The organism is Kitasatospora sp. NPDC041988 (assembly GCF_055588525.1).
Window position 1 is genome coordinate 103,591 of the sequence record NZ_JBVJCO010000005.1, and the last position, 25,897, is coordinate 129,487.

Below are 25,897 nucleotides of genomic sequence, written 5' to 3' on the forward strand. Positions count from 1 at the left end.
AGCGAGTCAAGGAGTGAGCCATGCGTACGCAGTTGATCGGCAAGATCGACCTCGACCAGACGAAGCTGTCGGACGACCTGGAGGCGAGCTTCGGCATCAACTTCGGCGAACCGTACGACGAGTTCGTCTGCGGCCGCCCGTGGAAGAGCGCCATGCTGATGACGCCCGGCGGCGGCGAGGGCACCGTCCTCTCGCAGTTCGACCCGTCGGTGCCGGCCGAGTTCACCGCCGACGGCGAGCGCCTGCCGTATGTCCAGGAGCTGATCCGGAAGCACTTCGCGACCGAGCACATCACCTTCGCCCGTCTGGTGGCGCTCAGCAACAGCGTGCTGGTCCCGCACCGCGACTACGTCGAGCTGTCCGACGACGTGTCGAAGGCGCGGATCGCGCACCGCGTGCACATCGTGCTCTCCACCGCCGAGGACGCGATGTTCAACGAGTCCGACGCGGTCTACCGGATGAAGGCGGGCGAGGTCTGGTTCATCGACGTCACCAAGCCACACAGCGCCGGTGTCGTCGGCGAGACCCGCCGCGTCCACCTGCTGATCGACGTGGCCAACGTGGACGACGTGGAGAAGCTGTTCAAGTTCGACCACGAGCTGTCCGGCGGCATCCCGGAGGACAGCCTCTGCGACCGTCCGGTGCTGACCGCCGAGGAGCGCGACGGCATCCACGGGCTCTCGAAGGTCATCGACGAGGAGAACATCATGGAGGTGCTCGGGCTCGTCATCAGGAAGCACTACCGCAAGGACGGCGGCCCGAAGTTCGTCTGGAGCACCATGACGGAGATCGCCCGGCTGAGCGGCGACGAGCGGATCGTCAAGAAGGTGGCGGACCTGTACCACCACACCAACCTCGAGCGCATCGAGAAGTAGCGGCTACGCGAAGAGGGGCACCTTCCACTCGCGGAACGGGCCGAGGCGGTGGCCAGGGACTCTGACGGGCCCTGGCCACCGGTACGCACACTGCGCCACGAATCGGGCAAGCTGACAGGAATCATCAATGACAGTCCACCACCACCACATCGGCATACAGACTGCGGACCTGGACAACTGTCTGGCGTGGTACCGCGACTACTTCGGTGCCCGGGAGGCCTGGACGCTGGACACCTTCTCGGAGCTGACGCTCAGCCGGCTTCCCGGGATCACCCGCCTGACCGAGGTGCTGGTCGGCGACGTCCGGTTCCACCTGTTCGAGCAGACCGGTCAGGACGACCGGCTGCCCGGCGGCAACACCGTGCAGTTCCAGCACACCTGCCTGGCGGCCGACTCGCCGGAGCGGCTCCGGTGGTGGCGGGACCACTGGGTGGAGCTCCACGACTCCGGGCGCTACCGCTTCGCCCGGCCGGATCAGCCCACCGAGATCGTGATCGACGCGGACGGCATCCAGAGCTTCTACACCTATGACGTCAACGGCCTCGAATTCGAGTTCACCTACGTGCCGGATGGTTCATGAACATCAGCTTTGAGGCACTGTCCGCCGAGCTGTCCGCGCCCGAGGGCTGGACGTTCGCCGGCCGCCCCTACGGCCTGGAGCCGCTCATCCTGCCGCCGCCCGCGGCCGCCGACGAGGAGATCGGGCGACTTCGGCTGGACGCCGCGTCGGGCCCCGACCTGCGCGCGCTCTGCCCGGCCCTGCTCGCGCACGGCGACTCCCCCCTGCCCGCAGGCCCGCCGCCCGCCGCGGACGCCGCCACGGGCGTACCGGATCCGAGGGTCCACTGGTTCCGCTGGATCACCGGCCACCAGGTCTCCTTCGTCATCTGGCGGCTGCTGGCGCAGGAGATGCGTACCGCGACCCTCACCGACGGGGTCCGGCAGGCGAATGCCATCGCGGCGATGTCCGCGTACGTCCGCGGCTACTGCGCGATGCTGCTCTACACCGGATCCTGCTCGCGCGAGGTCTACGAGGCGCTGATCCGGCCCTCGATGTTCCTGGCGCACCCCGGCTTCAGCGGCACGTGGGCCTCCGACTTCACCGCAGTGCGCCAGGTGTTCCGCGGCCGGCAGCTGTCCTGGCTGGGTGGTGAGTCCGTGGTGGCCGAGCTGCGCCGTGCGGTCGCCGTCAGTCACCTGGTCCACTCGGGCGTCGCCGCCAAGCTCGTCCCGGCCGGCGGATCGCTGCTCCAGGAGGCCGTCTCGGCCGGCAACCGGGGCTCGAACCTGCTCGGGATCCTCTACGACAACTACTTCATGACCGCCCGCGCGCCCGGCTCCGAGGACCAGGTCGTCCCGCAGCTGCTGCGCCGACTGGAGGCGGTCGCCCTGGACCTGGTCGCCCACGGCCTGAACTCCGGGGGCGAGGACGAGCAACGGCCGCTGGAGCTGAGGGACGCGGACGTGCTGGAGGTCGAACGTGACCTCCTCGGAACCATGGTGCGGGTGGCCGAGCACGCTGCGGGGCTGGACCCGAGCGACCTCGACCTGCAGCCGCAGTCGGTCTGACAGGGGTGACGTGATGCGATACGGTGCGCTGATTCTGCCCGACCGGCGCTGGGCCGACTCCCAGCGGCGATGGGTACGGGCCGAGGAACTCGGCTTCGACCACGCGTGGACCTACGACCACCTGATGTGGCGCTGGCTGCGGGAGAAGCCCTGGTTCGGGGCGGTGCCGACGCTGGCCGCCGCCGCCTCGGCCACGTCGCGGATCCGGCTGGGCACCATGGTGGCCAGCCCGACCTTCCGCCACCCGGTCACCTTCGCCAAGGAACTCATGGCGCTGGACGACATCTCCCAGGGCCGGATCATCTGCGGCCTCGGCGCGGGCGCCGGTGTCTACGACGACGAGGCGACCGGCGGGAAGTCGCCGAGCGCCCGAGAGCGCGGGGAGCGGTTCGCCGAGTTCGTGGAGCTCACCGACCGCCTGCTCCGCTCCCCCGAGACCTCGTACCAGGGCGCCTACTTCACCGCGCACGAGGTGCACCTGCACCCGGGCTGCGTGCAGCGCCCCCGGCTGCCGTTCGCCGTCGCGGCGACCGGCCCGCGCGGCATGCGGCTGGCCGCCGAGCACGGCGACCTCTGGGTGACCGCCGGCGAGGCGGGCAACTTCGAGCGCCGGCCGTACCAGGACCTGGTCCCGCTGTTCCGTCGGCAGATGGAGGCGCTGGACCGGGCCTGTGAGGCGGCAGGCCGGGACCCGGCGACCATCGACCGGGTGCTGCTCACCGGAGGGATGGTCGACGGCACTCTGGAGTCGGCCGATTCCTTCTTCCACGCGGCCGAGCTGTACGCCGGGATCGGCTTCACCGACATGGTGGTCCACTGGCCCCGCGAGGAGTTCCCGTACGAGGGCCGGGAGACGATCATGGAGGAGATCGCCGCCCGCTTCCCGAACCGGGCCTGACCCGACTCCACCGCGACCCGCGCTGACCTGTGCCACCCGCCTGCCGGAGGATTGCCGGCCCCCTGCGGCGACCCCGCGGCGCCCTCCGGCGACGTTCGCGGCCGGTGGCGCTATGCCGGTCAGGTGCGCGGAGGGCGGCCGGTCCAGTGGAGGAGGAGCAGACTCGCCAGGGCCGCGAGCGCGCACCAGGTGGAGACGAAGGCCAGCCGCCACAGCAGCGCGCAGACGACGGCACCCACACCGGTGAGGAGGCCGAGGCGGCGGAGCAGGTGGTCGCCGCTGAGGAGGAGCGAACCGACGGTGGCGAGCAGGTAGCCGGTCAGCAGGACTGCCGGGTGGGGGAGACCGATGGCGTAGCTGAGGGTGTGGCCGCGCTGGGTGGCCGCCACCGGGTGGAAGGCGACGGCCACGGCGAGCGGGACGGCGACGAGCAGGCCGAGGAGGACGAAGGGCAGCACCACGCGTCGCCGGGCCGGTTCCCGGGCCGCGCACCAGACGCCCGCCGGGACGAGCACGGGCAGCAGCGGCAGCGCGATCGCCGCCCAGGCCGTACGCGCCCACCCGGCCGGTCCGGCGGGGACGTCCCCGTCGATGCCGTACCAGACGGCGGCCTCGACCACCTGGTGCACGCCCAGGACGAGGGGGAGCGCGGCGAGCAGCAGCCGTTCCGGCCGTCCGGCGCGCTGGGTCCGGACCAGGCAGAGCACGCCGATGCCGGAGACCACACCGCCCGCGACCAGGTCCGCCTGCGCGCTCCAGCACATGTCGCCGCCTCTCCGCTGCCGGATGTCCGCGGCCGTCCGGCCCGTTACCGGGATCCGTCGAGGCCGTCGGATCCGTCGGCGTCTGCCCCGGAGCGTCCGCCGGAGTCGGGGCGCGGCGGGTCGGGGTCGCCGCGGCCACCGGCCGCCGGCCGGCCCGCGGGCCCGCTCGTCGCTCCCGCCTCGTCCTCCACCGCCTCCCCCTCCACGTCCTCGGGAAGTTCGCCGACGGTCTCCAGGAGGTCGCGGGTGGTTCCGGGCATGGCGGGGTGGCGGCCGATCACGATCACGCCGATGACGATGGCCACCAGTCCGGCCGCCTCCCAGGCCAGTGCGCCGGGGGTCACCCGCAGGCGGTCGCCGAGGAAGCCGACCGCGCACACGATCCCGGAGATCGGCTGGGCGGCGGTCAGCGCGGGCAGCGACATCCGCAACGGCGCGGCCTCGAACGCGCTCTGGACCAGCAGCAGTCCGATCACGCCGGCCGCCACCACCGCGTACGGCTGCCAGCTGCGCAGGACGGCGTCGAGTCCGTCGTGGTCGAGGCGCTGGGTGGTGGTCCGGGTGAGCGCGTCCTGGAGGCCGTAGAGCAGGCCGGCGGCCAGGGCGAGCAGGGTGGCCTCCTCGAACAGCGGCAGCCGCCGGGCGAGGGAGACCAGCAGCAGGGTCAGCCCGGTGACGGTGCCGATGACCAGCCAATGTCGCAGCTCCCCGGCCGGTGGACCGCCTCCGGTGGGGCGGCCGGCCACGATGAAGGCGGTCACGCCGAGGCCGAGCAGCAGCACCCCGGCCCAGCCGGAGCGGCCGAGGCTCTGGCGGGTGAGCACCCGGGAGAGCGCCATCGCGAACAGCAGGTTGGTGGCGAGCAGTGGTTCGACCAGCGAGACCTCGCCCTTGTTGAGGGCGAGCGCGGAGAGGATCAGACCGCTGACCATGAAACCGGTGCCGAGCAGCCACTCGGGCATCCGGATCAGGTCGAGCAGCAGTCGCCAGTGCAGCAGGTCGGAGCGCGGCGCCCGCTGTGCCGCGTGCTGCTGGAGGACGAAGCCGAGGCCCAAGCAGCAGGCGGCGCTGAGTGCGAGAAGGAAGACCGCCACGGAGGGACCACCCGAACGTCGCTGCCGGCGCCGGACCGGCGGTCCGTGGTTCGACCGCGGTTGTGGCGCGCTGTCGCCAGCCTACCGCCGGGGAGGGGCACCGACCCCCGGGACACCGCAGCCGGGCCGGACCGCCGTCTCCGCCGTGCCCGCCGCGCCCGCCGCGCTTGCCGCCGTGGGCGCGGCGGGCGCACGCTGGTGTGAGCAGCCGCCACGGTGTCCGCATCCGTGCCGGTCTGAACAGGCACGTCGGGGGTCGGCGCCAGGAGGTGTGGCATGCACAACCAATGGGACGTGGAGCTGAGCTTCGAGGAAGACGGTGTGCACACGGGGTGCAACGCGAGGCTGACCGGCGCGAGGGCGCCGGGCCTCAGCGCCCACGGAGAGGCGGTCAAGAGCGCGGAGGACCGCCCGCTCGCCCGGATCGGCGAGGAGGTGGCGGCCTCCCGCGCGCTGGAGGAGCTGTCCCGCAAGCTGCGGGCGCAGGCCACCGGTGAGATCGAGGACGAGGGGCACCGGCCCGGCTACCTGATCTACTGACGATCGCCCTCGTCGGCACCGGTCAGTGGCCGCTCGGGTCCAGGACGCTGCGGCAGTGCGCCCGGGCCGGTTCGGACAGCAGTGGCCGCCACCGGGTGAACAGGTCGAGCAGGCCCGCGCCGTGCAGGGCGCGGACCTCCGGGCTGATGGCGGCGAGGTCCAGCTCGTTGGCCGCGGTGAGTTCGGCGAAGTCCCGGCGCGCCTGCAGGCCGGGGCAGAGCTGTGCGCCGGTGAAGCGGTCGACGAACGGGCCTGTCTCATCGGCCAGTCCGCGGTAGGAGGAGGCGCGGTCGCAGGAGGCGTAGAAGTGGACGAGCGCCTCGGCCTCGGTGCCGATCGCCTCGGCCAGCTCCGCGCGTCGCCCGAGATCCAGCAGCGCGACCGGGAAGCCGTCGGTGCCGTAGAACGCGTGGCAGAGGCCGGCCGAGACCAGCGCCGGGCGGGCGCCCCAGGAGCCGAGAAGGGCGGCGACCCGCTGGAGGTGCGCGAGCAGTGTGCCACCGGGGTGTTCCACCCCCTCGGCGCCGGCCGCCCGCAACATCGCCAGTGCTGCTGTCGTCATCTCGACCTCGCCTGTCCGGAACGATCGCGGTGCGCGTGGGACCTCCCGATCATAGGAGCCGCCGGCCGCCTGTCGCACCGTCACCGGCGGGTGGAGTCCGCCCGGACCGGGGCGGCGTCCGTCAGGTGTGTTCGGGGTGTGGGGCGAGGAACTCGGTGAGGTGGTGGTTGAGTTCGGCCGGCCGGGCGGTCGGGAGGTTGTGGTGGGAGGTGCCGGGGAGGACGGTCACCGTGGCTTCGGGGAGGGCCCGCCGGGCGAGGGCGGCGGCGCGGCGGGCGTCGTGCGGGCGGCTGTGCTCGGCGAGCAGGACCAGGGCCGGGGCGCCGAGGGTGCGCAGGCGGGCGGGGGTCGGGCGGGGGCCGGTGATCGGGCGGGCGGCGGGGTAGTCGGCGTGGCCGAGGGCGTACACCTCGCGCCACGCGGGGTCGAGGCCGGTGCCGCGGGTCTCCCAGTCGAGGTAGCGGCGGGCCTTGCCTGCGGTGCGGGGCGGCAGGAAGAGGGGGAGGGCGCGGAGCAGGTAGCCGGGGCGGAAGCCGGTGAAGCACTGGGTGGGGTCGAGCAGCGCGAGCCGGCGGATGCGCGCCGGGGCGTGCAGCGCGTACTCCAGCGCGATCCAGCCGCCGTACGAGTGGCCGCAGAGGTCGGCCTCGGGAACGTCGAGCCCGTCGAGGACGGCGTCCAGCCAGCCCAGCAGGCCGGGCACGCCGTCGAGTGGCGGGCCGTCGAGGGTGCTGCGGCCGGGGTCGCCGATGAGGTCGACGGCGAGGACACGGTGGCCGGCGGCGGCGAGCGGTCCGACGTTGGCGAGCCAGCCGGTGGAGGTGGCGCCGCCGCCGTGGAGCAGCACCAGCGGGCGGCCGTCGCGGGGGCCGCAGGCGTTGACCCGGGTCATGCCGTGCGGGGTGCGGACGGTGAGGGCCTCGACGGGGACGGGCCAACGGGCCAGGGCGGCGTCGTAGGCGGCGAAGAAGGCGTCGAGTCCGGCCCCGGGGGCAGTGGCGGTGCCGGTGGCGTCGGACTTCGTGGTGGAGCGTGCTGACATCATGCCCTCCGGTAGACGGCGAACTTACTCGCTGAGCAATAATCTCGCTGAGCGAGAGAATAGTCGCACGGACGTGCCCGGGGAAGGACGACAGGGTGGACAGAACCGAGGAACCGATGCAGCTGGTCCATCTGCTGCGCGGGCTGACCGTCGAACTCGACCTGTTCGGAGCCGAGTTCGCCGGACGCAACGGCCTGCACCCGACCGACCTGCGGGCGCTGATCCACCTGCTGGACGCCGCCCGGGCCGGCGCGGTGGTGACCCCCGGGCGGCTCGGCGAGGCGATGCGGCTCAACTCGGCCGGTACCACCGGCCTGATCGACCGCCTGGAGCGGCTCGGCCTGATCCGCCGCGAGCGCGACCCGGGGGACCGCCGCAAGGTCCGACTGCGGGTGGAGGAGCGGGCGATGGAGCTGGGGCAGGCGTTCTTCGGCGGCCTGATCGCCGATCTGGTGGCGGCGATGGGCCGGTTCGACGAGGCGGAGCTGGCGACGGCCCGGCGCTTCCTGCTGGCCATGACGGAGGTGGTCACCGCGGCCCGCGGGGAGGAGTGACCGGGCGCCGCGACGGGGGAGGCCGTGAACCTCAGGCCGGCCCGAGTGCCCAGCTGACGGCCGAGAGCGTCGCCATCGAGACCAGGGTGGACCAGAGCACCGAGTCCCGGGCCAGCGCGGTGCCCTTCCCGTACTCGCGGGCGTAGGTGAAGACGTTCTGTGCCGTCGGAAGGGCGGAGAACAGCACCACGGTGAGCAGTTGGTGAGGCGGCAGGTGGAGGAGGAACGCGCCGACGGCGAACGCGGCCAGCGGCTGTATCAGCGTCTTGACCGCGACGGCCACCCCGACCTCCGCGTACCGGGCCGTGCCGGAGGCCGCCGGGCGGTGGTGCAGCGACATGCCGAGCGCCACCAGCGCGGTCGGCACGCCGGCGCCGCCGAGCAGCGTGCAGGAACGGTTCAGTTCGTCCGGCAGGTGCCACCCCGTCGCGGAGGTCACGGCGGAGACCAGGGCGCCGGCGGCGACCGCCAGCAGGATGGGGTTGCGCAGCGGGAGGGTACGCAGCGCGCGACGGCCCGCGCGCCCGTTGTCCAGCACGGTCAGCACGGCGGGCGTGACCAGCAGGATCTGGAACAGCACCACCGGCGCGACGAAGGACGCGTCGCCGAGCACCTGCATGGCGACCGGGATGCCGAGGTTGGCCGAGTTGACGTAGCCGGCCGCCATGCCGCCGATCGCCCGCTCGGGGAGTTCCCGGCCGAACAGCCGGTGCGCGGCCAGCAGGCCGAGCCCGGTCGCGACCGCCGTCCCGGCGGCGAAGGCGAGCATCGACGGGTTGGCGAACCGGTCCAGCGGCTCGCGCGCGATCATCAGGAAGAGCGCGGCAGGCATGGCCACATGGAAGACGAACCGGTTCAGCACCGTGTCCGCGTGCGGCCCGAGCAGGCCGCTGCGGCCGACCAGGTAGCCGACCCCGGTGAGGGCCCAGATCGGGGCGAAGCCGGAGAGCAGCGGATGCAGGCTGGGCATGGTTCCTCGGAGGGCTCGGGTCGCCGTGTCGGGATGGCGACTTGGCGACATGGCTGCCCGGCGACCCGGCGCGGTGGCGACAGGCGTGTCGGCTGCCCGTGGGCGGTGCGTGGGCGCGGCCGGGGGTCGCCCGGCACCGCCGCAGTCAACCAGATGCCCGCAGGCCTACGATGACGTGGTGGACTATCTGAGCCTGGCCGAGGTGGAGACGATCGCACGGCGCGCGCACGAGGGGCAGGTCGACAAGAACGGCCACCCCTATGCCGAGCATCTCGCCGCGGTCGCCCACGGTGTGGCGGACCGCGGCGGCAGCGTCGAACAGATCGCGGCGGGCTGGCTGCACGACGCGATCGAGGACGACGTGCTGACCCGTGACTGGCTGGCCGCGGCCGCGCTCCCCGACACCACCAAGGCGATCGTCGACGCCCTCACCAAGCGCCCGGGCGAGCCGCTGGAGGAGTACGCCGCCCGCATCCTGGCCACCCCCGGCGCCCTGTTGGTCAAACAGGCCGACCTCGCGCACAACGCGAACCCGGCCCGGCTGGCGAGCCTGGACCCCGCGACGGCCGAGCGGCTGGCGGCCAAGTACCGCCGCACGCGCGCGCTGCTCGGCCTGGACGAGAGCTGACGAACGGCTGACGGGTCGCCGGCTCCCGCGGTCGGCCGCCGCGGGAGAGGGCGGACGGGCCGGGCGAACGGTTCGCCGGCGCCGGCGCGGTGACCGGCAGGCAGGGGTGTCCGGCCCGGGAACGGGCGAGAGGGCCCGTGCACGCGGATCACGCGTGCACGGGCCCTCTCGGTCACCCCGGTTCTCCCTGTCCGATCCCCGGGGTGAGGGGGGACAGTGGTCTGACGACGGGCGTCGGAGCCTCAGCGACTCAGCGGTTCAGCTGGTCGGCGGCTCGGAGACTCGGTGGTTCGGCGGCTCGGTGGTCCGGCGGGTGTGCCGGAGTGGAGCGGCTTAGTACCAGTGGTGGTTCTGCCAGAACGACCAGGCGGCGTTCGGGCTGCCGTAGCGGGTGTTCATGTAGTCCAGCGCCCACTTGATCTGGGTCTTCGGGTTGGTCTTCCAGTCCGCGCCGGCCGAGGCCATCTTGGAGCCCGGCAGCGCCTGCGCCAGGCCGTACGCGCCCGAGCTCGGGTTGGTCGCGGTCACGTTCCAGCTCGACTCGTGGGCGATGATCTGGCTGAACGAGGAGAGCTGGTTGGCCGGCACGATCTGGGCGGCGATGGCCTGCGGGGAGGCGGTCGCGGCCGAGGCGGTGGCGGGCATCAGACCGGCACCCAGGGCGGTCAGACCGGCGGCGCCGGCAAGAAGAGCAGCGGAAGTGCGCATACGGAGCTTGAAAGCGGGCATGAAGAACAGGACCTCAATCAGGTTGGGCCGGTGTCACGCCCCGCCTCGACCGATGGCCGGACAGGGGCCGAAACGGTCGCGGGGCGTGACTCGGCAGCTAGCCGCTTCCCGACGGGACAGGTGCCGGGGGCGGCTGACGACTGAGCCATTGTTGCCAGACCGCATCGGCCGTCGCCAAGACCCCTCGGTTACGACGCACCGTCGTAGCGCGGGGCTCCGCCGTGGAATCGAAGGGTTCGCCACGGCGGCCGCCCATGTGCCCGCTGACCTCGGCGAATGCTCCCGTGTGGCGTCCGCCGGGCCTGCCGCCCGCCGACCACTACCGGTCGTCGTGGCGGCCAATCACGTGTGAGCGCACTCACCGACCGCCCGCCCGGGGTCGTCACCCACCGGACGGCCGGCGCCACTGCGTGTACAGACGATCTGAGAGCGGCGCCACACCCCGGCGGGGCCAAGCCCCCGCCTCAGCCCCGGGGGCGGACGTGCAGGTCCAGCCCGCTGGTCCCCGCCTCCTCCACCCCCGGCAGCAGTCGCATGTCGTGGTCGTAGTCGCCGCCGACGAGCGTGCGGAACGGGACCGGCTCGTCGGTGAAGAGGCCGTCGAGCCGTCGCGCGTACGCGCGCCGCGCCTCCGCGAACCGCTCCTCGGGCAGGTCGTTCGATTCGGCCACCCCGAACGGCTCCAGCGGCTCCATCCCCGCGAACCAGAACAGGCCGTGCTGGAGCGGGTACAGGACGTCCGCCAGGGGGCCGTGGATCCCGCGGTCCGAGAAGGCCGACGCGCGGGCACCCATCGTCACCGACACCAGCGCCCGCCGCCCCGCCAGCACGCCCTCGCTGTAGGGCGGCGGGACGGCCGGGCCGTAGCCGAAGCCGGCGGTGAACACCCGGTCGATCCACCCCTTCATGATCGCGGGCACCGAGAACCACCACATCGGGAACTGCAGGATCACCGCGTCCGCCCAGAGCACCTTCTCCTGCTCCGCCGCGATCTCCGGCGCCAGCCGCCCCGCCAGCGTGGCCCGCTCCGAGACGGCCATCACCGCGAGCCGCTCGTCCGCCCCGTGCTCCGGGAAGTCGTCGGCGTCCACCGCGGCCTTCCACTTCATCGCGTAGAGGTCGGACACCTGCACCTCGTGCCCGGCCGCGCGCAGGTGCTCGACGGCGAAGGCGGTGAGGGAGGCGTTGAGCGAACGGGGCTCCGGGTGGGCGCTGACGACAAGGATCTTCTTCCGCGGCTGCGGCGTGGCATCGGTCATGCCGACCACACTCTCCTGGGCCCCGCCGGCCGGCCAGCACCCTGTTCGACCGTCGGACCGGTGGTCCTGGTACTGCGAGGGCCACCCATACTTGACCGCATGAACGGGGTGGACCGCATCGAGCGCGCAGTCGTGACGGACAAGAGGGACGAGACCGGCCGCGCGGACGGGCGCAGCGGAATCGACGGAATCGACGGGACCGGGGGAATCGACGGCGTGGGCGACACCCGTCGGGCGCTCGGCGGCTTCCTGCGCGCCCGCCGGGGCCGCGTCGCGCCGGAGAGCGTCGGGCTCGCCGGGGGCCGTCACCGGCGGGTGCGCGGGCTGCGCCGCGAGGAGCTGGCCCAGCTGGCCGGGATCAGTGTCGACTACTACGTGCGGCTGGAACAGGGCCGGGCCACCCAGCCGTCCCCCGAGGTGCTCGACGCCCTCGCCCGGGCGCTCGGCCTCGACCCGGCGGAACGCGGGCACCTCGCCACCCTGGCCGGGGCCAGGCGCGGCACGGCGCCCCGGGTGACGGCCAGCCCGCTGTTGCAGCGGCTCCTGGACACCATGACCCCCTTCCCCGCCTTCGCGACCGACCACCGCCTCGACGTGGTGGCCTGGAACAGCCTGGGCGCGGAGCTGATCGGCGGCCTCGCCGACCCGCCCCGCCGCGACCGCAACAACGCCGGCTTCCTCTTCCTCGACCCGGCCTCGCGCGACGTCCACCCCGACTGGGAGGACCGGGCCCGCGAGGCCGTCGGCCAGCTGCGGGTGGCCGCGGGCCGCTACCCGGACGACCCGGAGCTGGCCGTGCTGATCACCGAACTGTCCACCCGCAGTGCGGACTTCCGGCGGATCTGGGCCACCGGCGAGATCGTGATGTGCGCAGCCGGGCGCAAGCGGCTGCGGCACCCGGTGACCGGGCCGCTGACGCTGGACTTCGAGACGCTGCACGTGCCGGCCGCGCCCGGTGAGACGGGCCTGGTGGTGCACGTGTTCAGTGCCGGGGAGGGCAGCCCGGAGGCCGCCGCCCTCGACCGGCTGGCCGCGTCCCTCACGGCCGGGCATGCCGCGGCCGGGCATGCCCCTGACGAGTTCCCCCGCGATTGAGACGAGGGCGGGGCCGGCGATGGTGTGGTGCCGACCCGCGCCGACCCGCCCGATCGCCGGCCCGCCGAGGCGTGAACCCGGGTTCGTGGGGGAGCCCGTCAGCCCAGTACGTCCCCCAGCCGGCGGTGGCGGGCGGCGCGGGCGGCGAGGCGTTCCGGCTCCGGGGTGGCGGTGAGGGCGCCGAGCGCGGCGCCGATCGCCTGCCCTAGCCGGTCGCAGAAGGCGGCCGGCTCCTCGGCCGCGTCCGGCAGCTCGGGCACGACGGTGTCGACCAGGCCGACGTCCGCCAGGTCGTAGGCGCCGATGCCCTGCGAGCGGGCCAGTTCGGGTGCGTGCGCGCCGTCGCGGTGGACGATCGCCGAGGCGCCCTCGGGCGGCAGCGGGGCGAGCCAGGCGCGTTCGGCGGCGAGCACCCGGTCGGCGGGCAGCAGGGCGAGCGCGCCGCCGCCCGAACCCTGGCCGAGCAGCACCGCGAGGACGGGCGTGCGCAGGGCGAGCAGCGTGGTGAGGCAGTGCGCGATCTCGATGGCGATGCCGTCCAGCTCGGCCTGGGCGGAAAGTTCGGCGCCGGCCGTGTCGACCACGGTGACCAGCGGCAGCCCGAGCTGTTCGGCGAGGCGGGCGCTGCGGCGGACGGCGCGCAGGTCGGCGGCGGTGAACGGTCGCTCCCGGTCAGGCTCCTGCCGTTGCTGTCCGATCACCAGCGCGGGCCGGCCGTGCAGCACGGCGAGCGCGCGCACCAGCGCTCCGTCCCGGCCGCCGGGCGCGTCCAGCAGGACCAGCTCCTCGGCGGTACGGCGCAGCAGCTCACGCGCGCCCGGCCGGTCGGGCCGGCGGGTGCTGCGCACGGCCTCCCAGGCGTCGGGGCGGGCCACGGGCCCGGTGGGCGGCGCTTCCGTCCGGGCGCCGCCGGGGGCCGGCGCGGGCTCAAGGGTGAGCACGGCCAGTGAGCGCCGCAGCACCTCGCGCAGCTCCTCCGGTGCGACCACCGCGTCCACCAGCCCGCGCCCGGCCAGCGTCTCGGCGCGCTGCACGTCGGCGGGCAGCTCCACGCCGCGCAGTTCCTCGTACACCCGAGGCCCGAGGAACCCCAGCCGGGCGTCCGGCTCGGCGAAGACCAGCTGCCCGAGCGTGCCCCAGGAGGCGAAGACGCCGCCCATGGTGGGGTTGCGCAGGTAGGTGAGGTAGGGGAGTCCGGCCGCGCGGTGGGCCTGGACGGCGGCGGTGATCCGGAGCATGCAGAGGAAGGCCGCCGAACCCTCCTGCATCCGCGTCCCGCCCGACACCGGCAGGGCGACCAGCGGCAGCCGCTCGGCGGTCGCCCGCTCCACGGCCCGGGTGATCCGCTCGGCCGTGGCCACCCCGATCGACCCGCCGAGGAACCCGAACTCGGAGGCCACCAGCGCCACCGCCCGGCCGCCGATCAGCCCGGCCCCGGTGACGACCGCCTCGTCCGTGCCGGTCCGCTCCCGCGCCCGGGCCAGCGCGGCCCGGTAGCCGGCCTCGGCGGGCTCCGGTCCGAGCGGCTCGTCCCAGCTCCGGAAGGTTCCGGAATCGACCAACAGGCCGAGTAGTTGACGAGCCGTCAGAGAAATTCCCGTACCCAACGTCCACCCCGTCACCCGAGCCACCCGCATCGACAAGATCCACCCTACGCAGCGGCGGCGGGCCCGTCCCGGTCCGACGTGAGGATGTGAGCAGGCCGACAGCCCCGGGGAGCCGCACCACCCCGTCACAGCCCCGGCGGGCCTCGGCCTCAACCGCGGGCGATCGCCGGCTCCGGCCGCCGGCGGACGGCGTCGTCGTATGCCCGGCCGAGGCAGGCCCGGTCGTAGCGGGCGGCGACCAGGCGGGCGAGGGTGTCGTGGGTGCCGAGCGGGGCGCTGGTCCAGCGGGCGGGGGTGGTGGCGGCGCGGTCGGCGAAGAAGCCGGGGCCGAGGAGGTGGGTGGCGACGGCGACATGGCGGTGGCCGGCGGCGTGCAGGGCCTCGACGGCCTCGCGCGGGGTCGGGCGGGCGGCGGACAGGTAGGCGGGGACGACGGGCCGGCCGTCGGCGAGGCGCGCGGCGAGCAGGCGGGCCGTCCGGCGGGTGTCCGTGACGGCTGCCGGGTCGGAGGAGCCCGCCGCGGCGAGCACCACCGGACCGGCGCCTGCGGGCCGCCCGCTCTCGGCGAGCCGGTCGGCGAGCACGGCGGCCAGCAGCGGGTCGGGGCCCAGCGCGGGGGCGAGCCGGACGTGCGGCAGCCGGGCGGCGGCCAGCGCGCCGGGGATGTCGACCCGCAGGTGGTAGCCGGTGCCGAGCAGCAGCGGCACGAGGACGGCCGGCCGGTCGTCGGCGAGCCGGGCCAGCGCCTGCGGGAGCGAGGGCGTGGCGAGGTCCAGGAAGCAGCAGCGGACGTCCAGTTCGGGCCGCTGGGCGCGCACCCGCGCCAGCAGCGCCCTGGTCGTCGCGACCCCGGCCGGGTTCCGGCTGCCGTGCGCGACGGCGAGCAGCACCGGACGGCCGGCCCGACCCGGACGCGCCCCGGGCCCCGGCCACACGTCGGCGCCCATCAGCCCGCCGCCAGGCGGTAGCCGCGCTTCGGCACCGTCCGGATCAGCCCGCCGTGCGGCCCGAGCGCCGCCCGCAGCCGCCCGACCGCCGCCTCGACGGCGTGCTCGTCCGCCGTGGCGTCGGCCCAGGCGGTGCGGAGCAGCTCGGCACGGCTGAGTACGCGGCCCGGCCGCTCGGCGAGGGCGCGCAGCACGGCGGCGCCGCGCGGGCTGAGCCAGTGGCTCTGGCCGTCGACCAGCACGGCGTTGCCCTGGAGGGTCAGCACCCGCCCGGCGAGGGCCACCTCCTGGCGGCCGCGGCCGGGCAGGGCCTCGGCGAGCAGGCGCACCAGCGAGCCGAGCCGGCCGCGTTCCGGGAAGACCGCGGGCAGGCCGAGTTCGGCGAACGGCCGGGCGCAGAGCGCGCCGACGCAGACCGGCAGGACGTCGCCGCGCAGCGCGTCGAGCAGGGGTTCGCGCAGGCCTTCGGCGGTGGCGGTCTCCACGAACGCGGTGACTGCCGGGGCGCTGGTGAAGGTGAGCGCGTGGACCTGGCGCCGGACGGTCTGCTCGACCAGCCGCCGCACCGGTGCCGGGTCGTCCGGCGGCTCCCAGCGGTAGACGGGGACGGAGATCACCTCGGCGCCGCGCTCGCGCAGGGCCGCCGCGAAGGCGTCCAGCCGGATGCCGTGCTCCTGGACGGCGATCCGGCGGCCGGCCAGCGGGCGGGCCAGCAACCAGGTGAGCAGCTCGTCGGTGGCCTCGGAGTCGGGGGAGAAGCCCTCGCCGAGGCCGCTGGCCCGGACCGCACCGGTGGCCTTGGGGCCGCGGCTGAGCACCACCGCGTCCCGGCAGGCGTCGGCGAGGGCGGCGCCCCGGCCCCAGCCGTCGGCGGCGCTCATCCAGCCGCGCCAGCCGACGCCGGTGGTGGCGACCACGTAGTCGAGCGGCGCGGCGAGGCAGCGTTCGGTGGCCTGGCGCAGGGCCAGGTCGTCGGCGAGCGGGGTGATCCGCAGGACCGGCGCCTCGACCACCTGGGCGCCGCGCCGGGTGAGCAGGGCGACGAGTTCGTCGCGGCGGCGCGCGGCGGTGACCCCGATGCTGAAGCCGGTGAGGGGCCCCGGCTGCGCACTGGGACGCGGACCGGCGGGTGTGGGGGAGGGTGCCATGGCCGCAAGGGTCCGGTGGCCGCGTTACGCGGGGATTGCCCGTCCGTCACCTGCGCGTTAGCGAATCCGCCCGTCCCGTTACGACTGATGTCCGGCCGCGCACCCCGGTCCGGCGAGGGCGTGAGCGACGCGTACCGCGCGCGCAACACGGGGGACCCGGCGGCGAAACGATCACCGGTCAGATTCGTCGACATGACGACGACCACCGACACCCACCGCCCGTACTGCTCGCCGCAGTGCGGCATGCGGCCGCGCACCGGACCTCAGGTGGGTGCGGCCCGGGCCGAGGTGCTCACCGGCCACCCCCTCCAGCTGCTCACCTGACCCTCCCCCTCAACTCCCCGCCCGCACGCCCGTACGCCCGCACGACCCCGAGGAGCACCGCGATGACATCCCACACGCCCGACCGACCACGGGACCTCGTCCTCGTCGGCCACGGCATGGTAGGCCAGCGCTTCCTGGAGGCCTGGACCGAGCAGCCCGGCGCCGAGCGCTGGCGGGTCACCGTGCTCGCCGAGGAGCCGCGCCCCGCGTACGACCGCGTCCACCTCAGCGCGCTGTTCGACGGGCAGACGCCCGAGGACCTCGCGCTCTGCCCGCCCGGCTTCCTCGCCGAGCACGGCATCGACCTGCGCCTCGGCGACCCGGTCACCGCCGTGGACCGCGCGGCGCGCACCGTGACCACCCGGTCCGGCCGGGAGGTCCGGTACGACGCCCTGGTGCTGGCCACCGGCTCCGTCCCGTTCGTGCCGCCCGTCCCGGGCAAGGACGCGGCCGGCTGCCACGTCTACCGCACCATCGAGGACCTCGACGCGATCCGCGCCGACGCCGAGCACGCCAGGACCGGTGTGGTGGTCGGCGGCGGCCTGCTCGGCCTGGAGGCCGCGGGCGCCCTGCGGGCCATGGGCGTGGCCACCCACGTGGTCGAGTTCGCGCCCCGCCTGATGGCCGTCCAGGTCGACGAGGGCGGCGGCGAACTGCTCCGGCGCAAGATCGAGGACCTCGGCGTCACCGTCCACACCGGCGCCGGCGCCAACGCCGTCGAGACCGCCGCCGACGGCCGGGTCCGCGCGCTCGCCCTCTCCGACGGCCGTGAACTCGCCGCCGACCTGGTGGTGTTCTCGGCCGGCGTCCGCCCGCGCGACCAGCTGGCCCGCGACTGCGAGCTGCCGGTCGGCGCGCGCGGCGGCATCGTGGTGGACGAGCACTGCCGCACCGCCGACCCGGACGTGCTGGCCATCGGCGAGTGCGCCCAGACGGTGGACGGCCGGGTCTACGGCCTGGTGGCGCCCGGCTACCAGATGGCCGAGACCGCCGCCCGCGCACTGGCCGGCGACCCCGGCGCCGGCTTCACCGGCGCCGACACCTCCACCAAGCTCAAGCTGCTCGGCGTCGACGTGGCCAGCTTCGGCGACCCGCACGGCACCGCCGAAGGCGCCCTCGACGTGCTGTACAGCGACAGTCGGCTCGGCGTCTACCGCAAGCTCGTGATCGGCGCCGACGGTGCGCTGCTCGGCGGCGTCCTGGTCGGTGACACCGAGGCCTACGGCACCCTGCGGCCGCTCGCGGTGGCCGGCAAGCCGCTCACCACGGCGCCCGAACAGCTGGTGCTGCCCGCGGGGTTCGCCACCGCCGGCCCGATCGCGCTCCCCGACGAGGCGGTGCTCTGCTCCTGCCACAACGTCACCCAGGGCGCCGTCCGCGCCGCCGTCCACGAGCAGGGCTGCGAGAGCGTCGCCGCCGTCAAGAAGTGCACCCGGGCCGGCACCGGCTGCGGCAGCTGCATCAAGCAGCTCACCACCGTCGTCGACGAGGAGCTGGCGGCCACCGGCGTCGCCACCCGGACCGGCCTCTGCGAGCACTTCCCGCAGAGCCGCGCCGAGCTGTACGAGATCGTCCGGGTCACCGGCATCGCCGGCTTCTCCGAACTCCTCGACCGGTACGGCAGCGGCGAAGGCTGCGAGGTCTGCAAGCCGACCGTCGCCTCGATCCTCGCCAGCCTCGGCGGCGGCCACATCCTGGACGGCGAACAGGCCGCGCTCCAGGACTCCAACGACCACTTCCTCGCCAACCTCCAGCGCAACGGCTCCTACTCGGTGGTGCCGCGGGTGCCCGGCGGCGAGATCACCCCCGAGGGCCTGATCACCATCGGTGAGATCGCCCGCGACTACGGCCTCTACACCAAGATCACCGGCGGCCAGCGGATCGACCTCTTCGGCGCCAGCGTCGACCAGCTCCCCGGCATCTGGAGCAGGCTGGTGGACGCCGGCTTCGAGTCCGGACACGCCTACGGCAAGGCGCTGCGCACCGTGAAGTCCTGCGTCGGCGAGACCTGGTGCCGCTACGGCGTCCAGGACTCCACCACCCTCGCGATCGAACTGGAGCTCCGCTACCGGGGGTTGCGCTCACCGCACAAGCTCAAGTCCGCCGTCTCCGGCTGCGCCCGCGAGTGCGCGGAGGCGCAGAGCAAGGACTTCGGCATCATCGCCACCTCGGCCGGCTGGAACCTCTACGTCGGCGGCAACGGCGGCATGACGCCCCGTCACGCCGACCTGCTGGCCGCCGACCTGGACCGCGAGACGCTGATCCGCACCATCGACCGCTACCTGATGTTCTACATCCGCACCGCCGACCGCCTGGAGCGCACCTCGGTCTGGCTGGACCGGCTGGAGGGCGGCCTGGACCACCTGCGCGCCGTGATCATCGACGACTCGCTGGGCATCGCCGCCGAACTCGACCAGCTGATGGCCAGTCACATCGACTGCTACCAGGACGAATGGGCCGCCACCCTGGCCGACCCCGACCGGCTGCGCCGCTTCTCCTCCTTCGTCAACGCCCCCGGCACCCCCGACCCGGCCGTCACCTTCGTCCCCGAACGCGGCCAGATCCGCCCCGCCCGCACCGGCGAGGACGGGCGCATCCTCATCACCCCCACCCCGGTCCTGGTGGCCGGTCCCCGACTGGAGGTGCTCACCCCATGACCGTGGAGATCCACGACGGCAGCCGCTGGCAGCCCGTCTGCACCCTCGACGACCTGCAACCCGGACGCGGCGTGGCCGTGCTGCTCGACGGCGCCCAGGTGGCCGTCTTCCGCGACCGCGCCGGCACCCTGCACGCCGTCGACAACCGCGACCCGTTCAGCGGCGCGCACGTCCTCTCCCGCGGCCTGCTCGGCAGCCGCGGCGACCGGCCCACCCTGGCCTCGCCGATGTACAAGCAGGTCTTCGACCTCACCGACGGCCGCTGCCTCGACGAGGACACCACTCCCGACGGCAGCCCCGCCGTCCTGCGGCTCTGGCCGGTCCGCACGAGTGAGCGATCGGCCCCCACGACCAAGGAGAGTGCCGCATGAGCGAGCGGAGCGAGCGAGTCATCGGGGGGTGCGTGTGGGCGAATGCCCCCGCCGAGCGAAGTGAGGTGGACGCATGAGCGCCGTCGTCGAGACGCAGCCCGCCGGAGGCAGAGCCGGCACCGGCCCGCTCACCCCCTGGGACCCGGAGGACGTCACCTTCTGGGAGCGGGCCGGAGCCCGGATCGCCCGCCGCAACCTGGTCTACTCGGTGCTCTCCGAGCACATCGGCTTCTCCGTCTGGAGCCTCTGGTCGGTCCTGGTGCTCTTCCTCGGCCCCGAGTACCACATCGACACCGCAGGCAAGTTCACCCTCACCGCCCTGCCCACCGCCCTCGGCGCCCTGCTGCGCCTGCCGTACACCTTCGCCGTGGGCCGGTTCGGCGGCCGGAACTGGACGGTGGTCAGCGCACTGCTGCTGCTCGTCCCCACCGCGCTGGCGGCCCTGGTGCTCACCCCCGGCGTCTCCTACGGCACCCTGCTCGCCGTGGCCTGCGTCGCCGGGGTCGGCGGCGGCAACTTCGCCTCCTCGATGGCCAACATCAACGCCTTCTACCCGCACCGCCTCAAGGGCTGGGCCCTCGGCATCAACGCGGGCGGCGGCAACCTGGGCGTCCCGGCCGTCCAACTGCTCGGCCTGCTCGTCCTGGCCACCGCGGGCGCGGCCCACCCCAGGCTGCTGCCACTGCTCTACCTGCCGCTGATCGTGCTCGCCGCGGCCGGTGCCTGGGCACGGATGGACAACCTGGCCGCCCCGCCGCGCGGCCAGGGCCGGGCGCTGGGCGAGGTGGCCCGCGACCCGTACGGCTGGGCGGTCTCCACCCTGTACATCGGCACCTTCGGCTCGTTCATCGGCTTCGGCTTCGCCTTCGGCCAGGTGCTCCAGGTCCAGTTCCACGACCGCTTCGACACCCCGGTGAAGGCGGCCGCGCTGACCTTCCTCGGCCCGCTGCTCGGCTCGCTGCTGCGCCCGGTCGGCGGCCGGCTGGCCGACCGCTGGGGCGGTGCCGTGGTCACCCTGGTCACCTTCGTCGCGATGGGCGCCGGGACGGCGGTGGTCCTGGCCGCCTCCCGGGCCCACTCGCTGCCGCTCTTCCTCTCCGGCTTCATCGCGCTCTTCGTGCTCAGCGGCATCGGCAACGGCTCGACCTACAAGATGATCCCGGCCCACTACCAGGCCCGCGCCCGGGCGGCCGTCGCGGCCGGCACCGACCCGGAGACGGCCGAGTCCGACTCCCGCCGCCGCTCGGCCGCGCTGATCGGCCTCGCCGGCGCGGTGGGCGCGTCCGGCGGGGTGCTGGTCAACCTCGCCTTCCGGCAGTCCTTCCTCGCCAGCCACAACGGCGACGCCGCCTACCTGGGCTTCCTGGCCGCGTACCTGTTCTGCTCGGCGCTCACCTGGGCGGTCTGGCTGCGGCCCCGCACGGCGCGCTGACGGCGGGTCGATCGCGGGTGACCGGCTCCGGGGTGCTCAGCGCCCCGGGGCCGGCGCCTGGCCGGGTGCCGGACCGGGTGCCGCCGGGGCTTCGCCCTCCGCGGCGTTCTGCCGCGCGGTCGGGTTGCTAGGGTCCTCGCATGGCACCAGGCAGCGCGCACACCCCCGGACGGCTGCGGCGCGACGCGCAGCGCAACCGTGACCTGCTGCTCGCCACCGCCCGCGACCTCTTCGCCCGGCACGGCCTCGACGTGCCGCTGGACCAGATCGCCAAGGAGGCCGGCGTCGGCAACGCGACGCTGTACCGGCACTTCCCGACCCGCGAGGCGCTGATCGGCGAAGTGTTCGCGGACGCCGGCGCGGTGCTCGCCGGCGCGGGGGAGGAGGCGCTGGCCGCCGAGGACGCCTGGGGCGCGATCGAGCACTACTTCGAGCGGATCTTCGCGCTGGTCGCCGCCGACCGCGGCATCAACGACCTGGTCACCCAGGCCATCCCGACCGTCCCCGGGATGACCGGGATCAGCCGGCAGAACGCCGCGACGGTGGGCGCGCTGGTCGCCCGGGCGCAGCAGCAGGGCACCATGCGCGCCGATGTCGTCACGCTGGACCTGCTCTTCATGCTCGGCCCGCTCTGCCGTGCCCTGCCCACCACCACGGAGCTGCGCCCGGATCTCTGGCGCCGCTACCTCGCCCTGCTGCTGGACGGCTTCCGCGCGCAGGCCACCCACCCGCTGCCGGTGCCGCCGATAGGTGAGGAGTACCTGGACCAGATGTTCGCCGGCCTCTGGGACGCGGACGGGCCTGACGCCTGACCCGCCGCGCCGCCTGACCCGCCGCGCCGCTCGACCCGCCGCGCCGCCTGACCCGCCGCGCCGGCTGGGCCTTCCGACGCCTGACCCTTCCGATGCCCGGCGGCCTCAGCCCCGTGGGCGCCGTCCGTGCAGCTCCCGGTGGGCCGCCAGCAGCCGGCCCGCCGCGGCCTCGTCCACCGGCCGGATCGCCTCGCGCAGGGTGAGCCCGGAGACCCGGTCCAGCCGCCGCCCCAGCCAGCCGGTGACCTCGGCGGGGTGGTGCTTGACCCCCTCGCGCAGCGTCCAGCCCACCGCCTTGCGGACGAAGAACCGGGGATCGGTCAGCAGCGGATCGGCGAGTGCGGTGAACTCATCGAAGTAGTGCGGGAATTCGCCCGGGTCACGGAGCGCGAGGACGTACGTGAGCACCCCGCCACGCCGCACCCACTGTTCCTCGTCGCGGCTCCAGCGCAGGAAGTCCGCCGCCGTCTCCGGTGCCCGCAACAGCAGCGCGCCGGCCACCTTGGGGGCGAGCAGGTCGACGTGCGCCCAGGTCGCGCACTCCCGCAGGAGGCGCTCCAGAAAGGCGGTGTCCTCCGGGAGGAGCAGTTCGGCGCGGTACTCCAGGAGCAGCAGCGCGCAGGAGCGGGACTCGTGCACCGGCGGCGCCCACAGCTCCCCGGCGAGCTCCAGCACCCCGGCCCGGTCCAGCCCGGGCGCGGCCCGCAGCGTGTTCCGGACCAGCGCCCGCATCGCCGGCACCGGCACCCCGAGGTGTTCCAGCCCGCTCTTCAGGTACGCCCGCTCGGCCTCCGCCCGGCCCGGCACGGCACTGTCCTCCAGCGCGGCCCGCAGCCGGCCGGCCACCACCGCGGCCGGCTCCGGCGGGCGGGCTGCGTCTGCCTGGTGCACCATCAACTCACCTCGTGGTAGGGGAACGTCAGTTCCGCGGCCCAAAGGTACTCGCAGCCGGGGCGCGCCCCGCGCGGTTCGGTCCGGTGGTAGACCTCCTGCCAGACCGCGCCGACCCGCTCGTTGCGGTACGCGATCCCCGGCCCCGCCCGGCGGTACCAGCGGACGACCTCCAGGAAGAACGGCCCGCTGTCGTCCTCGCCGTAGTACACCACGGCCCGGTCCCCGGTGGTCAGCCGCTCCGCGCGGAGTACGGGCCAGTCGCGTCGCATCAGCCCGTGGAACTCCGTCACCTGCTCCGGCCGCACCAGGTAGGTGGTCAGCGTGCGGGCGGGGTGGTCGACGGGGGAGGCGGGGGTGGTCACCGAAGTGACGGTAGCCGTTCCCGGGCCTGCGCGTTTGACCGTCCTGGACAAGTTCCGCCGCGCACCGCCGCGCCGGGTGGACACCGCCCGCCGCGCCCTGGTTCCTTGGGGCCAGCACCGCCGACCTGGCGGGCAGGCCACCTGGCAGAACGGGAAGTTGCCGCCTCATGCCCAAGACCGACCACCGCCGGACGGACGCCGCCTTCTACGGCGCCAAGGCCGCCCCGCAGGCCCTCGACGTGCCGCGGCTCGACTTCCTCGCCGTCGACGGCGTCGGCGACCCGGCGGACGACCCCGCCTTCGCCTCGGCCACCGCAGCCCTCTACGCCGCGTCGTACGCGCTGAAGTTCGCCGTGCGCGCCGAGACCGGCGTCGACTACGCCGTGTTGCCGCTCGAAGGCCTCTGGCGCAGCGACGACCCGGAGTTCGACCCCGCCGACCCCGACGCCTACCGCCCCGAGGCCCGCGCCCACTGGTCGTGGACCCTGCTGATCCGCCAGCCCGTGCCGTACGGCGAGGCCCAACTCGCCTCCGCCCTGGCCAAAGCGGAGGCCAAGGCCGGCGCCGAGGCCGCCGCGGGCCTGCGCCGGGAGTCCTTCGCCGAGGGCCGCTGCATCCAGGTGCTGCACCGCGGGCCGTACGCGGAGGAGCCGCGCACGGTGAAGCTGCTCCACGATCCCCTTCACCTACCTGCGCCTCGCGGTCACCGCCGCCACCCACGGCCTGCTCCCCGCCGGCCGCCCGCCCCTCCCGTACTACCTGGAGTTCACGCCCTCCCCTCCCCGCACCCCGAACGCCAAGTCGCCGTCGACCTCTACGTGCTGCCGGGAAACCCGCCCGCACCCGCCTGACGTCAGGGCCGCGTACGGATCCGTGCCCCGCGCGTCAGATCTCCGTCAACGAACGGCCCGCTCCCGCACCGCCCGGCTTTGCTGGAACCGACAGCACATCAGTACCAGCCGGAAGGACGGGCAGGGTCATGGCGGACAACGGCGCCGGAACCGACAGCGAAGCGCTCGACACCTACGACCAACCCGAGGGCCACCACCGGATCGTGGTCGGCGTCAGCGGCTCGCTCGGCAGCCTCGCCGCCCTGCACCGCGCCGTCGCCGAGGCCCGCCGCACCGACGCCGAGGTGCTCGCCGTGCACTGCTGGACCCCGGCCGGCGGCGAGTTCGGCTACCGCCGCTCCCCGTGCCCGCCGCTGCTCACCGCCTGCCGCGACGCGGCCGCCGCCCGGCTGCGGCAGGCCCTGGACGAGGCGTTCGGCGGCGGCTACGCGGGCGTGCGGCTGCGCAGCCAGGCCGTGCGCGGCGAGACCGGCCAGGCGCTGGTCCGCTCCGCCGACCGCCCCGGCGACCTGCTCGTCCTCGGGGCCGGCGGCCGCGGCGTGCTCGCCCGCGCGCTGCGCCCGTCGGTGACCGCCTACTGCGTCCGGCACGCCACCTGTCCGGTCCTCGCCGTCCCCAAGCCGCCGCTGCAGCGCGAACTCGAAGCGCTCCGACGCCACCACGTCCTCCTGCGACCGCTCGCCGTCGGGCGGTGACACGATGACCCGTCCCGCCCGGCTCTCCGCCGCGATGTCCGCCGCGGTGGCACTGCTCGCCTCCGCCGCCCTGCTGCCCGGCCTCGCCGTCCTCGGCGAACTGCGCCCGACGTGGGTCGCCCTCGCCGCCTACGGACTGCTCTGCGCCGCCGTCGGCCGCCACTCCCGCCCGGCCGCCGCCCCGCTGGTCGCGCTGGCCGCCTGGCTCTTCCACAACGGCTTCGTCGAGCACCGCCACGGCGCCCTCGGCTGGGCCGGGCTCGCCCCCGAGGCCGGTCACCTCCTCCTCTTCACGGCGGCGGCCCTTCTCCTCTCCCTCCTCACCGCCGTCCGGAGCCCCGCCCGGGCGGCCGCCCGCCCCACCCGCGACAACTGGCACCGGGCGGCCTGACACGCTCAGCCCCCGACGGCCACCCCGGCCGCCTCCGCCAGCACCCGCGCCGTCGCCCGTCCGGCGCGCACCGCGTGCTCGGCCCGCCCGGGCACACAGCGTTCGAGGGCCGGGTCGTACTCCGCGAGGACCGCGCCGGCGTGGTCCGTGTCCAGCTCCAGAAGGTGCGAGCCCCGTACAAGTGCGGTGTTCAGCTCCCGCGAGCACTCCACCGGCACCAGTTCGTCGCGCGTGCCGTGCACCAGAAAGACCGGTATGGGGGAGGGGCGGCCGGCGAGCAGCGGCAGCGGCACCTCGCCGGTGGTGACGGCGGGGCGGACGTAGCTGGAGGCGATGCCGACCGCCGCCGTCGGGCGCACCTCGGCCGCTGTGCTCGGGTGGGTGGCCAGGGCGACCGCCTCCTTCCCGCCCATCGACCACCCGGCCAGCACGAACCGCGCCGGGTCGCCGCCGTACTCGGCCGCGTGCCGCCGCGCGTGCTCGAAGGACGCCCGCAGGTGCGCGGCGCCGCCGTCCTCCTCGTCCGACCGCCAGTCCGGGACCAGCACCAGCAGTCCCAGCTCCGCCGCCTCGCGCGCCAGCGGCCGCAGCGCGTCCCGCTCGTCGGCCCCGCGGCCGTGCCAGAGCAGCACCACCGGCAGCGGGCCGCCGGCGTTCCCGGTCGGCCGGTGGATGTCCATGAGCCGGCCGGGGCCGTACTCGACGGTCTCGTGCGTGGCCTGGTCGTTGCTGGTCATACGGGGTTCGCCTCCGGTCAGGGCAGGGGTTGTGAGCTGGTACTGTTCTACCTGTTGCGAGAGAGAATGATCTCTCGTCAGGCGTCAGTG

Annotated in this window: 28 protein-coding genes and 1 pseudogene; 16 read left to right on the top strand and 13 right to left on the bottom strand. The window is 74.6% G+C overall.

Annotated features, from left to right (window positions below):
• Nucleotides 1-20: 20 nt before the first annotated feature.
• The 4 genes from ACZ6NC_RS07585 to ACZ6NC_RS07600 all read left to right on the top strand — a co-directional run bounded on the left by ACZ6NC_RS07585 (nucleotide 21) and on the right by ACZ6NC_RS07600 (nucleotide 3,342).
• The gene (locus tag ACZ6NC_RS07585; protein WP_465729970.1) at nucleotides 21-875 is read left to right on the top strand and encodes an aspartyl/asparaginyl beta-hydroxylase domain-containing protein; all 855 of its coding nucleotides are present in this window, start codon (nucleotides 21-23) and stop codon (nucleotides 873-875) included.
• Between the two features lie 127 nt (nucleotides 876-1,002).
• Nucleotides 1,003-1,455: a VOC family protein gene (locus tag ACZ6NC_RS07590; RefSeq protein ID WP_465729972.1), complete on the top strand. Its 453-nt coding sequence runs from the start codon at nucleotides 1,003-1,005 to the stop codon at nucleotides 1,453-1,455.
• Nucleotides 1,452-2,444 (top strand): hypothetical protein, encoded by a 993-nt coding sequence (locus ACZ6NC_RS07595; protein ID WP_465729974.1) that lies wholly within the window; start codon nucleotides 1,452-1,454, stop codon nucleotides 2,442-2,444. Before ACZ6NC_RS07590 ends, ACZ6NC_RS07595 begins: the two co-directional genes overlap by 4 nt.
• 13 nt (nucleotides 2,445-2,457) lie before the next feature.
• Nucleotides 2,458-3,342 (top strand): LLM class flavin-dependent oxidoreductase, encoded by an 885-nt coding sequence (locus ACZ6NC_RS07600; RefSeq protein ID WP_465729976.1) that lies wholly within the window; start codon nucleotides 2,458-2,460, stop codon nucleotides 3,340-3,342.
• A gap of 119 nt (nucleotides 3,343-3,461) precedes the next feature.
• Here the strand turns inward: ACZ6NC_RS07600 and ACZ6NC_RS07605 are convergent, their stop codons facing one another.
• Nucleotides 3,462-4,106, bottom strand: a complete 645-nt coding sequence (locus ACZ6NC_RS07605; protein WP_465729978.1) for a DUF6629 family protein — start codon at nucleotides 4,104-4,106, stop codon at nucleotides 3,462-3,464.
• Nucleotides 4,107-4,357: 251 nt separating this feature from the next.
• Nucleotides 4,358-5,200: pseudogene (locus ACZ6NC_RS07610) on the bottom strand (DMT family transporter); the annotation flags it as partial.
• A 276-nt stretch (nucleotides 5,201-5,476) separates the two neighbouring features.
• On the opposite strand from ACZ6NC_RS07610, the gene ACZ6NC_RS07615 reads away from it, so the two are divergent.
• The gene (locus ACZ6NC_RS07615; RefSeq protein WP_148641447.1) at nucleotides 5,477-5,740 is read left to right on the top strand and encodes a dsRBD fold-containing protein; all 264 of its coding nucleotides are present in this window, start codon (nucleotides 5,477-5,479) and stop codon (nucleotides 5,738-5,740) included.
• A 22-nt stretch (nucleotides 5,741-5,762) separates the two neighbouring features.
• Here the strand turns inward: ACZ6NC_RS07615 and ACZ6NC_RS07620 are convergent, their stop codons facing one another.
• Together ACZ6NC_RS07620 and ACZ6NC_RS07625 are read right to left on the bottom strand one after the other, a co-directional pair.
• Nucleotides 5,763-6,302 (bottom strand): DUF6817 domain-containing protein, encoded by a 540-nt coding sequence (locus ACZ6NC_RS07620; RefSeq protein WP_465729980.1) that lies wholly within the window; start codon nucleotides 6,300-6,302, stop codon nucleotides 5,763-5,765.
• A 121-nt stretch (nucleotides 6,303-6,423) separates the two neighbouring features.
• Complete coding sequence (locus ACZ6NC_RS07625; RefSeq protein ID WP_465729982.1) at nucleotides 6,424-7,347, bottom strand: alpha/beta fold hydrolase; 924 nt, start codon at nucleotides 7,345-7,347, stop codon at nucleotides 6,424-6,426.
• A gap of 113 nt (nucleotides 7,348-7,460) precedes the next feature.
• On the opposite strand from ACZ6NC_RS07625, the gene ACZ6NC_RS07630 reads away from it, so the two are divergent.
• Nucleotides 7,461-7,898 carry a MarR family winged helix-turn-helix transcriptional regulator gene (locus ACZ6NC_RS07630; protein ID WP_465730230.1) on the top strand — a complete coding sequence of 146 codons (438 nt, stop codon included), beginning with the start codon at nucleotides 7,461-7,463 and terminating at the stop codon, nucleotides 7,896-7,898.
• 31 nt (nucleotides 7,899-7,929) lie between these two features.
• Here ACZ6NC_RS07630 and ACZ6NC_RS07635 read toward each other — a convergent pair whose 3' ends face one another.
• Nucleotides 7,930-8,868 carry an AEC family transporter gene (locus tag ACZ6NC_RS07635; protein WP_465729984.1) on the bottom strand — a complete coding sequence of 313 codons (939 nt, stop codon included), beginning with the start codon at nucleotides 8,866-8,868 and terminating at the stop codon, nucleotides 7,930-7,932.
• A 178-nt stretch (nucleotides 8,869-9,046) separates the two neighbouring features.
• Here ACZ6NC_RS07635 and ACZ6NC_RS07640 point away from each other — a divergent pair, with 178 nt between their 5' ends.
• Nucleotides 9,047-9,496 (top strand): HD domain-containing protein, encoded by a 450-nt coding sequence (locus ACZ6NC_RS07640; RefSeq protein ID WP_465729986.1) that lies wholly within the window; start codon nucleotides 9,047-9,049, stop codon nucleotides 9,494-9,496.
• 333 nt (nucleotides 9,497-9,829) lie between these two features.
• On the opposite strand, the gene ACZ6NC_RS07645 is transcribed toward ACZ6NC_RS07640, so the two are convergent.
• Together ACZ6NC_RS07645 and ACZ6NC_RS07650 are read right to left on the bottom strand one after the other, a co-directional pair.
• Nucleotides 9,830-10,204 carry an aggregation-promoting factor C-terminal-like domain-containing protein gene (locus ACZ6NC_RS07645; protein WP_465729988.1) on the bottom strand — a complete coding sequence of 125 codons (375 nt, stop codon included), beginning with the start codon at nucleotides 10,202-10,204 and terminating at the stop codon, nucleotides 9,830-9,832.
• Nucleotides 10,205-10,689: 485 nt separating this feature from the next.
• Complete coding sequence (locus ACZ6NC_RS07650; RefSeq protein ID WP_465729990.1) at nucleotides 10,690-11,484, bottom strand: NAD(P)H-dependent oxidoreductase; 795 nt, start codon at nucleotides 11,482-11,484, stop codon at nucleotides 10,690-10,692.
• Nucleotides 11,485-11,583: 99 nt separating this feature from the next.
• Between ACZ6NC_RS07650 and ACZ6NC_RS07655 the strand changes: the two genes are divergently transcribed.
• Nucleotides 11,584-12,579, top strand: a complete 996-nt coding sequence (locus tag ACZ6NC_RS07655) for a helix-turn-helix domain-containing protein (RefSeq protein WP_465729992.1) — start codon at nucleotides 11,584-11,586, stop codon at nucleotides 12,577-12,579.
• Nucleotides 12,580-12,677: 98 nt separating this feature from the next.
• On the opposite strand, the gene ACZ6NC_RS07660 is transcribed toward ACZ6NC_RS07655, so the two are convergent.
• From ACZ6NC_RS07660 to ACZ6NC_RS07670, 3 genes are all read right to left on the bottom strand, one after another.
• Nucleotides 12,678-14,216: a carboxyl transferase domain-containing protein gene (locus ACZ6NC_RS07660; RefSeq protein ID WP_465729994.1), complete on the bottom strand. Its 1,539-nt coding sequence runs from the start codon at nucleotides 14,214-14,216 to the stop codon at nucleotides 12,678-12,680.
• A 119-nt stretch (nucleotides 14,217-14,335) separates the two neighbouring features.
• Entirely contained in the window at nucleotides 14,336-15,133 is a 798-nt protein-coding gene (locus tag ACZ6NC_RS07665) for a sirohydrochlorin chelatase (RefSeq protein WP_465729996.1), read from the bottom strand.
• Nucleotides 15,133-16,281, bottom strand: a complete 1,149-nt coding sequence (locus ACZ6NC_RS07670) for a uroporphyrinogen-III synthase (protein WP_465729998.1) — start codon at nucleotides 16,279-16,281, stop codon at nucleotides 15,133-15,135. The genes ACZ6NC_RS07665 and ACZ6NC_RS07670 overlap by 1 nt, the downstream gene beginning before the upstream one ends.
• Nucleotides 16,282-16,473: 192 nt before the next feature.
• Between ACZ6NC_RS07670 and ACZ6NC_RS07675 the strand changes: the two genes are divergently transcribed.
• The 5 genes from ACZ6NC_RS07675 (at nucleotide 16,474) to ACZ6NC_RS07695 (ending at nucleotide 21,877) form a co-directional block, all read left to right on the top strand.
• Nucleotides 16,474-16,605 (top strand): hypothetical protein, encoded by a 132-nt coding sequence (locus ACZ6NC_RS07675; RefSeq protein ID WP_465729999.1) that lies wholly within the window; start codon nucleotides 16,474-16,476, stop codon nucleotides 16,603-16,605.
• 62 nt (nucleotides 16,606-16,667) lie between these two features.
• Entirely contained in the window at nucleotides 16,668-19,262 is a 2,595-nt protein-coding gene (gene nirB / locus ACZ6NC_RS07680) for a nitrite reductase large subunit NirB (RefSeq protein WP_465730001.1), read from the top strand.
• The gene (gene nirD / locus ACZ6NC_RS07685) at nucleotides 19,259-19,633 is read left to right on the top strand and encodes a nitrite reductase small subunit NirD (protein ID WP_465730003.1); all 375 of its coding nucleotides are present in this window, start codon (nucleotides 19,259-19,261) and stop codon (nucleotides 19,631-19,633) included. The genes nirB and nirD overlap by 4 nt, the downstream gene beginning before the upstream one ends.
• A 73-nt stretch (nucleotides 19,634-19,706) precedes the next feature.
• Entirely contained in the window at nucleotides 19,707-21,065 is a 1,359-nt protein-coding gene (locus tag ACZ6NC_RS07690; protein WP_465730005.1) for a nitrate/nitrite transporter, read from the top strand.
• 140 nt (nucleotides 21,066-21,205) lie between these two features.
• A complete protein-coding gene (locus ACZ6NC_RS07695; RefSeq protein ID WP_465730007.1) occupies nucleotides 21,206-21,877 on the top strand; it encodes a TetR/AcrR family transcriptional regulator in 672 nt (223 codons plus the stop codon).
• Nucleotides 21,878-21,982: 105 nt separating this feature from the next.
• Here ACZ6NC_RS07695 and ACZ6NC_RS07700 read toward each other — a convergent pair whose 3' ends face one another.
• A complete protein-coding gene (locus tag ACZ6NC_RS07700) occupies nucleotides 21,983-22,771 on the bottom strand; it encodes a DNA alkylation repair protein (protein WP_465730009.1) in 789 nt (262 codons plus the stop codon).
• A complete protein-coding gene (locus ACZ6NC_RS07705; RefSeq protein ID WP_465730011.1) occupies nucleotides 22,771-23,133 on the bottom strand; it encodes a hypothetical protein in 363 nt (120 codons plus the stop codon). The genes ACZ6NC_RS07700 and ACZ6NC_RS07705 overlap by 1 nt, the downstream gene beginning before the upstream one ends.
• Nucleotides 23,134-23,300: 167 nt before the next feature.
• Here ACZ6NC_RS07705 and ACZ6NC_RS07710 point away from each other — a divergent pair, with 167 nt between their 5' ends.
• From ACZ6NC_RS07710 to ACZ6NC_RS07720, 3 genes are all read left to right on the top strand, one after another.
• Nucleotides 23,301-23,984 (top strand): GyrI-like domain-containing protein, encoded by a 684-nt coding sequence (locus ACZ6NC_RS07710; RefSeq protein ID WP_465730013.1) that lies wholly within the window; start codon nucleotides 23,301-23,303, stop codon nucleotides 23,982-23,984.
• A gap of 128 nt (nucleotides 23,985-24,112) precedes the next feature.
• Nucleotides 24,113-24,679: a universal stress protein gene (locus ACZ6NC_RS07715; RefSeq protein WP_465730015.1), complete on the top strand. Its 567-nt coding sequence runs from the start codon at nucleotides 24,113-24,115 to the stop codon at nucleotides 24,677-24,679.
• 4 nt (nucleotides 24,680-24,683) lie between these two features.
• Nucleotides 24,684-25,070, top strand: a complete 387-nt coding sequence (locus ACZ6NC_RS07720; protein WP_465730017.1) for a hypothetical protein — start codon at nucleotides 24,684-24,686, stop codon at nucleotides 25,068-25,070.
• A gap of 5 nt (nucleotides 25,071-25,075) precedes the next feature.
• On the opposite strand, the gene ACZ6NC_RS07725 is transcribed toward ACZ6NC_RS07720, so the two are convergent.
• Nucleotides 25,076-25,807 carry an alpha/beta hydrolase gene (locus ACZ6NC_RS07725; RefSeq protein ID WP_465730019.1) on the bottom strand — a complete coding sequence of 244 codons (732 nt, stop codon included), beginning with the start codon at nucleotides 25,805-25,807 and terminating at the stop codon, nucleotides 25,076-25,078.
• Nucleotides 25,808-25,897 lie beyond the last annotated feature (90 nt).